Annotated in this window: 8 protein-coding genes and 1 pseudogene; 5 read left to right on the forward strand and 4 right to left on the reverse strand. The window is 65.7% G+C overall.

The features are described from left to right. Position 1: 1 nt before the first annotated feature. The 3 genes from ACX9I7_RS05165 to ACX9I7_RS05175 form a co-directional block, all read right to left on the reverse strand. A complete protein-coding gene (locus ACX9I7_RS05165; protein ID WP_459386642.1) occupies positions 2 to 5,629 on the reverse strand; it encodes a DUF6531 domain-containing protein in 5,628 nt (1,875 codons plus the stop codon). 469 nt (positions 5,630 to 6,098) lie between these two features. Next, positions 6,099 to 6,509, reverse strand: a complete 411-nt coding sequence (locus tag ACX9I7_RS05170) for an alpha/beta hydrolase-fold protein (RefSeq protein WP_459386622.1) — start codon at positions 6,507 to 6,509, stop codon at positions 6,099 to 6,101. A gap of 334 nt (positions 6,510 to 6,843) precedes the next feature. Continuing rightward, a complete protein-coding gene (locus ACX9I7_RS05175; RefSeq protein WP_459386623.1) occupies positions 6,844 to 7,767 on the reverse strand; it encodes a hypothetical protein in 924 nt (307 codons plus the stop codon). Between the two features lie 157 nt (positions 7,768 to 7,924). Between ACX9I7_RS05175 and ACX9I7_RS05180 the strand changes: the two genes are divergently transcribed. From ACX9I7_RS05180 to ACX9I7_RS05195, 4 genes are all read left to right on the forward strand, one after another. Beyond that, a complete protein-coding gene (locus tag ACX9I7_RS05180) occupies positions 7,925 to 8,089 on the forward strand; it encodes a hypothetical protein (protein ID WP_459386624.1) in 165 nt (54 codons plus the stop codon). Between the two features lie 244 nt (positions 8,090 to 8,333). Further along, entirely contained in the window at positions 8,334 to 8,687 is a 354-nt protein-coding gene (locus ACX9I7_RS05185; protein ID WP_459386625.1) for a hypothetical protein, read from the forward strand. Between the two features lie 854 nt (positions 8,688 to 9,541). Next, complete coding sequence (locus ACX9I7_RS05190; protein ID WP_459386626.1) at positions 9,542 to 9,889, forward strand: hypothetical protein; 348 nt, start codon at positions 9,542 to 9,544, stop codon at positions 9,887 to 9,889. 256 nt (positions 9,890 to 10,145) lie between these two features. Then, a complete protein-coding gene (locus tag ACX9I7_RS05195; protein WP_387567573.1) occupies positions 10,146 to 11,156 on the forward strand; it encodes an arabinan endo-1,5-alpha-L-arabinosidase in 1,011 nt (336 codons plus the stop codon). A 154-nt stretch (positions 11,157 to 11,310) separates the two neighbouring features. Here ACX9I7_RS05195 and ACX9I7_RS05200 read toward each other — a convergent pair whose 3' ends face one another. Beyond that, positions 11,311 to 11,778 (reverse strand): transposase family protein, encoded by a 468-nt coding sequence (locus ACX9I7_RS05200; protein WP_387567575.1) that lies wholly within the window; start codon positions 11,776 to 11,778, stop codon positions 11,311 to 11,313. A 53-nt stretch (positions 11,779 to 11,831) separates the two neighbouring features. Between ACX9I7_RS05200 and ACX9I7_RS05205 the strand changes: the two are divergent. Continuing rightward, positions 11,832 to 12,129 (forward strand): annotated as a pseudogene (locus ACX9I7_RS05205) (IS5/IS1182 family transposase); the annotation flags it as partial. Between the last annotated feature and the right edge of the window lie 44 nt (positions 12,130 to 12,173).

The raw sequence follows: 12,173 nt of genomic DNA on the forward strand, positions 1-12,173 counted from the left end.
CTCAGTTGGTCCTCATGAGGTAGTAGTTTCTGTACCGTTGGTCGGCGGGGTTTGCCCGCCCTGTCTGGAAGTCGAAGAAGACCACCTTGCCATCGGCGTTCACTACGTTGAAGTAGTGGCCCATACCTCTGGTCGGCCATGCGCCGACGATCCCCCGGGCGCCAGGCCCCCAGCTGAGCACGTCCCTTACGAGGGGGTCGAGTCCTCCCTTCCGCACGAACGGACGTCCGGTCAGCGCCGAAACCTCGTCTGGACGCATGGGGCGATCAGCTCCAGGCACGGCGTTAGGGTTCTTGCCCGCCATGAGGTCATCGCCGGCCGTCGCACAGAGCCCGCAGTTCATTCGCCCGCCCTCTGGGTTGATACGTTCCATTGAGGGCAGGTGCTCCGGCGTGTAGTACGGCAACCCGTAGTTGGTCTCGCTCCTGCCTCCGTAGTACCGTCCGCCTGTCGGCGGAGTAACCGCGTCCTTCTTCCAGCCCCGCAGCCCACCGAGACCCGTGGCCGCGATTTGCATCGCCAAGTCGTCGGCGGCCCGACTGTAGGTGTCGTGGAGCTCGTCGCAGCCCTGGTCGCGGAACATCTCTGCCGCGTGGTAGAGCCGGTAGGCAGGGCGGACAGGAAGGTACTCGTCGACGAAGCCACCCGTACCGCCGTTCTTCCCTCTCAAAGCGTTGAAGAGGTCTCCGACGAACTTGAACGGGAGCTTGAGGCCCTCCACGAAGCCGCTGCCGAAGACCCGGGCTCCTTCACTGAACGACTTGATGTGGTCGTCGTTGGGGTCGTCAGGGCTCCAGCCTGTGGGGTCGGTATACCTGGTCGGCGCGTTGGCGGCGTACGGGTAAGCCGAGGCGTAGGGCTCGCCGACAGGCGCCGGGGCGGGGTCGGTGCCGGTGAGGCGTCCCGTAGCCGGGTCGTAATTGCGGGCTCGGAGGTAGTAACCAGCGGCGCTGGTCGTCGGCTCCCGGTATGCACCCGCGAAAGCGAAGGGGTTGGCCGGTGGCTTCCCGCCGGCGTCTGTCTGGGTGCCTTCGCCGAACGCGGTGTAGGTATAGCTGGTCTGGAGGTTGCCGTTGGAGTCCGTCAGATCACTGACGGAGCCGAGCAGGTCTCGGTGGTGGTAGTAGGTGTTGCCACCCGTGGCCTCGGCCTGGATCTGGCCGCGCGGAGTGTACCGGTATTCGGCCTGTAAGGTGCCGTTCCCGTCATAGTCCGCTGCTGCCAGGGGCAGGGCGTTGTTGATGTCCCAGGCCGTGGTGCGTTGCAGTCCACTGCCGTCTTTGGATGCCGTCGTGCGATTACCGTCGGCGTCGTAACCGTAGGAGTAGGCCGCCCCACCTGCCACTGCCTTGATCAGGCGGTTGTTGGCGTCATAAGCGAAGGTGTCGCCACCCGCGCCGGTCTGGTTGCCGTCGGCGTCGTAGGTGAAGTCACGGTTTGCTGAACCGCTGACCGACTGGATCAGTTGGTCGGCGTCGTCGTACTTGTAGGTGGTGCTGACGCCTGCTCGGTTCTGTAACTGCCGGTTGCCTACCTGGTCGTACCTATAGGTCGTGGCCGCGGAGAGATCCGGGCACTTGTCTGCCTTTGCGACGGATGAACACTCGGTGGTCAGCCGGCCGGCGGGGTCATAGTCGTAGTACTGGTAGCTGGCTGCCTTCCCTGCACGGGCGACCTCGATCTGGACCGGCTGTCCCGCGTCGTCGAGGGTCTGCGCCCATGTCGAGAGCGCAGAGGTCCCCTTGACGTTGCTGACAGATGTGAGATGACCAGCGTTGTCGTAGGCGCGCTTCTCCACGTAGCTGTTGGCAGCGGGGAGCTTGCTCGTCGTGAGGTGACCATCCTGGTCGTAGCTGTGGGCAATGGTTCCCGCAGCTGTCGTCTCCGAAGTTCGCAGGCCATCCCCGTCGTATGTGTATCGGATGGTGTTGCTCGCGATCCCGGACCTGGGCAAAGTCCAGTGGTGCCAAGCGACATCCAGGCAGTCCCAGGTGGTGATGGGCGTGCCCAGCTTATTGGTGCCGTCGGAAATCTCCATGCACTTGCCACCCGCGGTATTCACGAGCGCGCCGTCGTCGCGGAAGGTCCAGCGCTGGAGAGCATCATTCGAGCACGTGGCAAGCTTGACTTGTGCGCCCTTGTTCGAGCTGGTCGCAGCGGCGCATTTACCCAGAGCCTTTAGACGAACGCCGTCGTATGTCCACTGCTGAGCCGGCACTCCGGCGCAGGTCCAGGACTGAATAACGGTGCCGTCTTTTGTCTGCCCGTTGTCCACGTCCATGCACAGACCATTGACACCCACCACCGCACCCGTCGGGCCGACATTTCCGAGATCGCTGGTCCGCTCAGTGATGCGGCCCATGTCGTCGTAGGCGTAGGAGAAGACGGCCTTGCCCGTGCTGGGTGTGACCGCCGTCAAACGCCCGGCACTGTCATAGTCAAGGGTGCGGGTGCCGGTGCCATCGGTGATGGAGCGTCGCTGCCCGATCGCGTCGTAGGCCGTGGTCACGGTCGGAGTGTTGTCGGTGTAGGTGGTGCCGCGGGGCAGGCCGCGAGCGTCGAAGTCGGTCCTGGCCGTGACTCCGCGGGCATTGGTGACCGTGATCCGGTTGCCGTCCACGTCGTAGCCGTAGGTCTTCCGGCGGCCGAGAGGGTCGGTGACGGAGGTCTGCCGCCCCGTGTCGTCGTACTCGTAGGTGGTGGTATGGCCGTTGGGGTCCTTGCGTGTGGTCAGGTCACCGACCGTGTTGTATGTGTAGCGGGTGATCGCGCCGTCCGGGCCGGTGACGGCGGCAATGCGCCCGAGGTCGTCGTAATCGGTCTTGGTCGTCCTGCCCAGTTCGTCCGTGGCCGACACAGCACGGTTCGTCGCGTCGTAAGTCGTGCTGGTCGACTTCCCCAGCGGGTTGGTCACCTTGGTCTGGTTGCCCGCGGCGTCGTAGCCGAAGGAGGTGGTGAACTGCGCCGCCTCCGCATCGCTGACGTTGCCGCGGGGATCGACCTGGGTGGCAGTGCGGCCGTCGTCGTCGTAGGACCAGGTGGTCGTGCGCCCTTCCGGGCTGATCATCCTCGTGCGGTGGCCATCGGCGTCGTAGCCGAACGAGGTCACTTTGCCCAGCGGGTCGGTCGAGGTCGCCAGCAGCCCCGTGTCGGTGTAGCTGTGGTGTGTGACATTGCCGAGAGGGTCGGTGGATGTCAGGACGTTGTCATTGGCGTCGTATGTCGTGCTGCTGGTCTGCCCGAGGGCGTTGGTGACCGAGACCTGGCGGCCCAGCGCGTCGTAAGCGGTGGTGGTCACGGCCCCCGTGGGGTCGGTCACCTTCGTACGGTTGCCGTTGGCGTCGTAGCCGTAGCTCGTGGTGTAGGCGGCGGCGTTGGCCCCGAGGATATTGCCGCGCGGCGAGACCGTGCTGATCAGCCGGTTCGCCTTGTCGTATGTGTAGGTCGTCCGATTGCCGAGGGCGTCGGTGACCGAGGTGAGGTTCCCGTTGGCGTCGTACGCGCGCGTCTGCTTCTTGCCCGCAGGGTTGGTTGTTTCCACGAGGCGGCCGGAACTGTCGTAGGCGTACGCGGTGATGCGCCCTGCCGGGTCCTTCACGGAGAGGAGACGACCGGCACCGTCGTAGCCGTAGGCGGTTGTGTGCCTCAGTGGATCGGTTGCCGAGAGGAGGAGGCCACGCCCGTCATAGGTGTAGGTCGTGGTGAAGGCAGCGGGATCGGCACCTTCGGCATTGCCACGTGGGTCGGTCATCGCGGTGACCCGACCGGCGGCGTCGTAACGGAAGGTCGTCTTCTCGCCTAGCGGAGTCGTCACCGACGTGCGGTTGCCCGCCGCGTCATAGGTATAGATCGTTGCTTTGCCTCGCGGCGTAGTGACGCTCGCAAGGGCTCCTTGATCGGTGTATGCGTACGCGACCGTGCCACCGGCAGGGTCGGTGCTGGATGTGACCCGGTTGGCCGTGTCGTAGGTATACGTCGACCTCTTGCCGCGGCCGTCAGTGTGGCTGGAGATGTTCCCCTGGGCATCGTAAGTCCAGGTCTCAGCCAGTCCCACCGAGGAAGGAGATTTCCGTGTGCTCAGGCGGCCGGCTGTGTCGTACGACATCTCCGTCGTGTTGCCGGAGGGGTCCGTGATGGAGACTGGATGCAGATTCCGGTCGTAGCTGTAGGAGACCTTGTCCCCGTACGGGTTGATGCTCTCCAGCAGTAGGTTGCCGGAGTACACATCGGTCCAGACCCCGCCGTTCGGGTCCGTCATATGGGATTCGCGTTTGTTGTCCCAAGTGAAAGTCGACGTCTTGCCCGAGCCGTCGGTCTGGGAGACGACGCGCCCCGAAGCGTCGTACGTGTTCACGATTTTGCCCCCGCCACGTCCGGTGGCGGTGGATAACCGCTTGTTGGAATCATAGGTGTACGTAGTGGTCTTGCCGACCTGGTCCTTCACGGATGTCAGCAGCCCGTCGGTATAGCCATAGGAGACCGACGTGCCGTCGGGCAGCGCCATCCTGGTAAGGAGCCCCGAAGTATCCAAGGTGAACGGGACCGAACGCCCTGCCCCGTCCTTGACCGATGCGAGACGGCCTGAGGAATAGGTCAGCGTAAGGGCTGCTCCGCCGCCACTGGCGACAGAGGTCAACTGACCTGAGGAGCTGAACGTCCGCCGTGTGCCGTCAGGACTGGCGACGATGTACGTGGTCCCAGACTTGGTGAGCTGCAATGACGAACCTGCGGGAGTCGCGTAGCTGCTTCCCCCTTGCTCTTTGAACGCCACCCGGGCGCCGTCGGCGTCCTGGAGCGTGGCACTACTCCCGGCGGTGATCGTCAGTTTGGCGTCGAAAGAAGTTGCCCAGCCTCGGCCCAGCAGTCCGGATTCAGCCGAGTCGGAACGATAGGTACGCTCCATTGAGAACGGAGTGCCGACACCCACGAGGGAGGCGTCCGTATTCCGGTCGTAAAACGCCCCGGTGGCGGTATTCACCGGGTCCGCGCGGCGTGTCTGCCCGTAGCAGTGGCACAGCCCGGCCTGCGTCCCAGGAATGTCCGGAGTGTAGAAGGCCTGGACGAATGGCGACGTCATCCCTCCGGGGCTCCCGGAACCGTCCGTCCCCTCCAGAAAGATCCAGGCGTAGTACTTCTTGCCGTCCTGGAGATGCCCGCCGTTCAAGGAGGAACTCCACCAGAAGCACTGGTCGGCAGGGTATGGATTGGAGGGCCACCAGCCGTAGCACCAGGCCCCGTTCTCCAGATACTTCCCTGCCGGATCACCGGTCGAGCGCTTGATCTCCTGCTGGTGCACCGGGTTCTTGTTCTCGTCCATGACATACAGCCACAGCCCGGATACGGCCGACGCCGAGACGGAGGAGAACTTCGCCTGCCCGCCGATCGACAGCATGCCCGGATAGGCGGTCGCGTAGGCGGAGACCCAGTCCGGGTTGGGCACTCCAGCCGCTGCGGCACGCGCGGCCGGACCCTTGAGGGACTTGGCGGCGGGCCCGATCTTCAACGGCTTGTCCGGCTTCGGTGCCGGCTCGGCGGGTAACCGCTGGCGCCTCGGCTTGAGGAACTCGCGCATCGGCGAGTAGCTTCCCTGCGAACCATGCACCTGCGCCTTGCGCTGCGCCAAGGTCATTGCTCTGGGCGGCTTGGGTAGATCCTTGGCTGTACGTGTCACAACAGAGGCCCCCGCGAGCGGGCCTCCTCGATCGCCGATCTGCCTCGCCCAGGCCATATCGGCACCGCCGGTGGCAGTTGCCAGCAATGCAGTTGCCAAGGCGATGACGACTGCGCGACGTGCGGATCTGAACACGACTCGCCCCACCTCCTTTCAGTAGGAAACGGGAAGATCATCTGCCGGAGGCAGGTGGCCGCGGGCCCAAACTCGAACAAGTGGCCTAAATGTGCCGGGCCGTGATTTCTGCTTGCCGCTGGCTGGGACATTCACGAGTACGGCGATCCGGTCTTGGCTGGATCCCGCTGGATGGCTCGTGGCTCGCGGTTCGTGTTGCCGGGCGCTTACGCAGCAGCCCCATCCGTACGTTCCTTTCCGGTGTGAGGGCGGGGCTGCTCGTCAAGCGAACGCGGTGAAGTGATCCTCGTCGTCAGGAAGACGGAGCCGGGCCTTCCAGAAGCTCGCTGATCCGCTGGATTGGTCCGGCGTCCGTGCCGCGCAGGTAGGTCGCCGCGTTGTGCGTACCGCCCTCGATGACGTTCAGCTTGGTGTGGATGGGGCCCTTGTCGCCGTGCGTCGCGATGAACTCCTTGACGTCGCTGATCATCTTCGGGCTCTCGTTCTTCCCGTACTGGAACGCCAGGTAGACGTCGGGGCCCTTGGCGGCGATCAGCCTCTTGGCGAGGACTTTGGGGTTGTTCTCCTGCCGCTGCGTCTCGTGCCCCTTCCATATCGGGGAGTCGGGCACGATGTCGGGGCCGGAGGCTATGACGGCCTTGAACTTGTCGGGCTTCTGCAGTATGGACTTCAGGCAGACGAAGCCGCCGGTGGACGAGCCCATGAAGGCCCAGCCGTCACGCGGCTTCAGGGTGCGGAAGTTCTGCTTCAGGCGCCGAACGCCCAGTAGTTGTCGTCGTGGCCGGGACCGCCGGGCAGGGCGATCAGCAAGGGGAAGCCGCTCTGCCCGCAGGGCGCGGGTGTAGGCAATCATGTCCTCGTCGAAGACCTTGGGGCGTCCACCGTGCCGTCCGCGTTCGCGGGCGGAGGCTTGGCCGTCAAGAGACTTCTCCCGGATGTACTCGCGTTCGGACTCAGCCGTGCCGGGGCGTGACCCGGATACGGGTCGAAGAGGAAATGAGTTGATCTTGAAGTGCGGTGGATCGGCCTTGGGGTCGTCAGCGCGCCAGTCTGAGGCGTGCCGTCTCTGCGGCATGGGCCGCGGCTTCGATCAGCCCGAGTTCGCCGGCGAGCGTTCCCACGAAGGCGTCGACCGCCTTGATCGCGCGACCCTCCATGGTGTCGGGCTCTGCGAAGTACGCCGCGAACTCTCCGGCGCCGATGGTTGCCATGACGGGCCGACGGGCCTGGTAGTCGGCCCACATCGGTCTGTAGACGGCGCGCACTCGGTCGAGCTCGGTTTCGTCGATTTCCTCGTGCCGGAGACGGCGGAATGTTTGCTCGCGGGCTTTCCACATCGCGATGTGGTGCTGGACGGAAACGGGCCCGAACGGGCTGGGGAGGGCTCGTTCGATCCTCGGCATGCCCGGCTGGACGGGCCAGGGCGAGTACAGCTCCGTGAGGACCGCGGTCAGTTTGCCGATGTCGATCCGGCCGGTCCGCTCGCCTTCCTCGAGGACGAGCTGGGCGACGCGCCGCTGCTTGAGGGTGGCCGAGGGGTGGGCGAGTTGCTCAACGATGGCGCGGACGTTCTTGCTGCGTCGGACGGCGGTCGTCTGGCCAGTGGCGCGCGCGTGGGTACGCCAGGCTCGACGCGCCTGCGGGGTGTGCACGATCGTGTCGTCGATCAGCCACAGGTACAGCACGACACGGATCAGCGAGCGTTGAGGAATGCGCCCCAGCGGGGAACGTTCTCGAGCCTCGAGAAGCCTGGTGAACAACTCCCGTTGCTCCGGGGGGAAGACCCGCGGATCGCTGCCGTGGGCGCTGGTCTTGCGTGGCTCGGGGCTGGCGAGCATCCCGTCCTCTACCCAGGAGGTCACCATCCTGGGACTGGCTTTCATCACGCCCAGAGAGTGCGCGTCGGCGACCAGATCGGCCGCAGTTCCCTCGCCCCACTTGGTGGTCCGATCACCGTCCATGGCGCCGAACTTACATCGAGATTCGAGCCTCGGGAGCTGCATTCAGCGGACGTCAGCCATAAGGCTTGGGGCTGCAGAAAGTGCGTGCCCCGCACCGTATCCCTGCCAGGACCACACGGTGCGGGGCGGCCGACTCATCCCCTGAACGGAGACCGTCATGTCCCACCGTACGCACCGCCCCGTCCAGAAGCGGCGACGTGCCCGCCATCGTCTTGTCCAGGGCCTCGGGCAGGCGGCGTTCTACGCCGCTTCCGCCACGTTGGCCGGCGGGCTGGTCCGCGAGCTGCTCCACGTGATCCACATGTCCGTTTCCTCGTGCTGACCTGAGCATCAGGGAGATGCCACGTCCAGGCCTGCCGGGCGCGGCATCTCCGCGGCGAGGAGACCGCCGTTCAGCGGGGTGTCGGGAGCAGCGCGCGGACAAGGCGGCCGTCAAGGCCCTTGCCTGCGGCCGCGAGGAGGTGAACGCCTTGAATACCAAGAACACGCACGAGCGGATCGCCCCGAACTCGCCGAGGCCTTGAAGGCGGTGCCGATGACGGGGGCGGGGGAACACATTCCGCGCCATGGGCGGCCTGTGCCGTCGGCGCGCGTTCATGGGGTACGTCCTCGTCCTCGGCCTCACCTCGGCCGCGCTGTTCGCCTACATCAGCGGGTCCAGCTTCGTCTTCGAGCACCTGCACGGTGTCTCGTCCACGGTCTACTCCCTGATCTTCGCCACCAACGCCGTCGGCATGCTGATCGCGGGCTTCGCCTTCAGCAGGCTCTCCCGGAAGATCAGCCTCAACACCATGCTGACCACGGGCGTCGCCATATGCGGCCTCGGGGTGACCGGCCAGCTGGCCATCCTTGGCACAGCCGGTGAACCCTCGCCGGCACATGGGCCAGCCTCTTCGTCACCCTCCTCGGCGTCGGACTGATCTTCCCCGCTACCACCACCCTCGGGCAGGCCCTCGGCCGCACCGCCCCCGCCCTGATCACCCTCGCCCGCCCCTGGCTCCGCCACGGCGAAACGCTCACTGACAGCTGACCCCCACCCGGGGCAGGAGCCCACGTCGCCTTCCCTCCGGCCTCCGCGGTGGCCGGAGAGAACCCGAATGGTGAGCGGCCGCCCATACCGCCACAAATTGGCCAACCACGGATCCACGCTGCCGCCCGATGTACGGAGAAGCGAAATAACAGGCCCCACGCGCGCCCCTGCCGGTGAAGAGCAAGGGGAAGCGCAGCAGCGGGCGGGGGCTGGACCTCGCCTTGGGGGTGCCGCCTTCCGGGGCGGCGGGTCAAGTCGGGCGGTGCGTCAGGCTGGAGGATCCCTGGGACCAGTTTGGGACCACACGACACGCAGGCCACCGAACGCCGCCCCTTACGCCCCACATTAAGAATCCCCCTTTCGGGGGGTTTATTCATTTTTGTTTAGTTGTCGACTTGACTGGGGGTCAAGGGGTCGTGGGTTCAAATCCCGCCGTCCCGACACGGTGAAAACACCCTCTGACCTGGGAGAAATTCCAGGTCAGAGGGTGTTTTGAATGCCTTGGCGATGGGTTGATCTGATGTGGCGCCAGATGGTCGGGGGCCGGCTGGAGACCAGGGCATCGGTGAACCCTTGAGCAGACCCTGTTTCGCTGAGGATCAAGATCGCGAGCGATTTTAGGTGTTTGTGCGTATCTCGCAACGCCTGGAGGCTGGCGGCCAGGTGCTTCGAGGGTGCCGGGGCGCCTCGTAGGTGGGTGCTGAGGGACCTGTCGGCGGCGACCAGGGGGCGCAGGGCGGGCTGGTGTCCGACGGACAGGAGGCGCTGGGCGACTCAGTCACCCTGACCACGGCGAACGACCAGACGACCAAGCCACCCACGACCCCGCCCGCCGCACCGGCTACGACCACCCCGGCCAAGCCGTCGGCCACGCCGGCGCCGGACAAGCCCTCCGATTCCGAGGCCGCTCCCTCCCCGTCCGCCTCCCATACTCCGGTCGCAGAGGTGACCACCTCGAGCGCTGCGGCACCCGAGCCCGAGGGCGGCGCCGCTTCCTGCTCGCCGTCGGCGCAGGAGTGGCCATCGCCGCGCGCCGACGTCGCACGGACGACAAGAGCGACGACCACCCTGCTGAGAGCTGACAGCACCTGACCAGACCGGGAGGCCGGGCGCGTGTCTTTCAGGACGCGCCGGCGCCATCCGGGATGCGCACGATACGTCGGACGCCCTGGCTCTCGGCTGTCACTGCGGAATCGACTGGTCGGATGGGGACAGCGGACGAATGACACGCGTGACCGACGGTTCCCGATCCGGTGAATTCCGTACGCGAACCCTGTCCGCATTTGGCGGTGTGCAGTGTCCTATGCCTTCCAGAAGAGCGATGGTTCGGATGGAAAGAGGATGGGCCATGCGGTTCAAAGAACTTGTTCGCGTTCTGGCCGTCGTCGCGGCGCTGATTATGTCCTTGCTGGCCGCCACGCCCCCGAGACCGGTCGAGGCCGCCGCGCCGGCCTGGCCGTTGCCGGGCCAGGTCAGTGGGGACACCTCCGTGCACGACCCCTCCATGGTGAAGGTCGGGAGTCAGTACCTGGTCGCCTCCACACACAATCAGGTCGAACTCCGGGTGTCCGACGACCGGATCAACTTCAGGCGGGTGGGGTCGGCCTTCAGTACGGTCCCGGCCTGGTGGAGCCGGTTCAGCTCGTCCAACGACGTGTGGGCGCCGGACGTCTCGTTCCACAACGGCAAGTACTGGATGTACTACTCGGTCTCCAGCTTCGGTTCCAACAATTCCGGAATCGGGCTCGCCACGAGTGCCACCGGGCAGCCCGGCACCTGGACGGACACCGGAGCGCCCATCCTGACCTCGCCCTACGCGGGGTACGACTTCAACGCCATCGACCCCAGCCTGCTGGTGGACAAGAACGGCAAGTGGTGGCTGACCTTCGGGTCGTTCAGGCTCGGCATCTACATGATCGCCCTGGACCCGCAGACCGGAAAGCCGTCGACCACCGACACCCGGATCCGTCACCTGGCACAGCGGCTGCACGTCTGGCCCGACCCGGTCGAAGCGCCCTTCGTCTACTACAAGGACGGCTACTACTACCTGTTCGTGTCCTTCGACTACTGCTGCAAGGGCGTCAACAGCAACTACAGCATCCATGTCGGCCGCTCCACCTCACCCGACGGACCGTACGCCGACCAGGCCGGGCTCGACATGGTCGGCGACGGGGGCAGTCTGCTGCTCGGCACACACGACAGCTGGGTGATCGGCCCGGGTGGTCAGTCCGTCGTCCACGACGACGCGGACAACCACGACCTGCTGATCTACCACTACTACGACGGCCGGGACAACGGCACACCCAAGCTGGGGATCAACTACCTGGGCTGGAACAACGGGTGGCCCTACGTCTACTAGGAGCGGCATCCCATCTTGGGGCGCCGACGAACAAGATCCGTAACGCATGACGCCAGGCCCGGAGAGTACCCTTCTCCAGGGCCTGGCTGCGTCCAAGGCACGGATCAAGCGACGAGGCCGAATCGAGCCGACGGGCTCGTCGGCGGCTGATCGTTTATTGGTGGGCTTGTGTATCAGCAGGGCGGTCAGGGTGATGTCGAGGTGGTCCGGCCGGGTCACCTTGCCGCCGATGTGCTCGAAGGCGTCCAGCACGCCGGTGCGGGTGTGGGACTCCAGCAGCTGCACAGCTCCGCCGCCCGTATCGGAAGGTCAGGCCCTCGGCCTGCTCAGCGAACGTACGGCGGCTGCAGCCCGTGCTGTCGCAGCGGAAGCGCCGGACGGTCAGGAATATCGGCACGGGCTGTCCGTCTGCGACAACGTCGGCGAGGCGACGACGGTAGCGGTCGTGGACGCGATGCGACTCTGCCCCGCAGTCCGGACAACATGCGGTGGGGGCGGCACACGAGTCCGCGATCCTCAACCCCGACCCGACGACGCGGATGCCGTCCGACGTGGATGCCGTCGACGGCCACCGCGGACAGGTGAGGGAGTAGCAGGCCGAGTAGCTGATGGCGCAACACACCTGATCAAGGGCGGACCTGGCGGATCGGAGCCGCTGATTATCATGGCCGCTGACACCTGTGCGGCGATAAGGCGTACAGCTCCCGTCGAAACTGCTTCTCCCTACGGCAACGGCAGATCCGGCACACGATTCCCGAACGCCGGGACCGGCGGGCCGACCGCCAGCGGCACGGCAGCCGAGGCGATCGCCCCGCTGGCTTCGACAGGGCACGGTATTCCCAGGAACGAAGTCGAGCGGACTGTCAACGTGCTCAAGGGCTTCCGGGCCGTGGCGACCCGGTACGTCAAGAGAGCGTTCGCTTTTCATGGCACAGTCACCGGCGCCACGATCCAGCTGTGGATCCGTTGGTGACCTGAGAGACGGTTCCTCAGGCTACCGAGAGTGCCTTGACGCCT

The sequence above is a fragment of the Streptomyces sp. L500 genome (genome assembly GCF_054551825.1).

What these genes read in the sequence shown, in the direction of transcription:
- ACX9I7_RS05175 (WP_459386623.1), bottom strand. Translation starts at nt 7,767, where the DNA reads ATGGACGGTGATCGGACCACCAAGTGGGGCGAGGGAACTGCGGCCGAT.
- ACX9I7_RS05180 (WP_459386624.1), top strand. Translation starts at nt 7,925, where the DNA reads ATGTCCCACCGTACGCACCGCCCCGTCCAGAAGCGGCGACGTGCCCGC.
- ACX9I7_RS05185 (WP_459386625.1), top strand. Translation starts at nt 8,334, where the DNA reads ATGGGCGGCCTGTGCCGTCGGCGCGCGTTCATGGGGTACGTCCTCGTC.
- ACX9I7_RS05165 (WP_459386642.1), bottom strand. Translation starts at nt 5,629, where the DNA reads ATGACCTTGGCGCAGCGCAAGGCGCAGGTGCATGGTTCGCAGGGAAGC.
- ACX9I7_RS05170 (WP_459386622.1), bottom strand. Translation starts at nt 6,509, where the DNA reads ATGGGCTCGTCCACCGGCGGCTTCGTCTGCCTGAAGTCCATACTGCAG.
- ACX9I7_RS05195 (WP_387567573.1), top strand. Translation starts at nt 10,146, where the DNA reads ATGCGGTTCAAAGAACTTGTTCGCGTTCTGGCCGTCGTCGCGGCGCTG.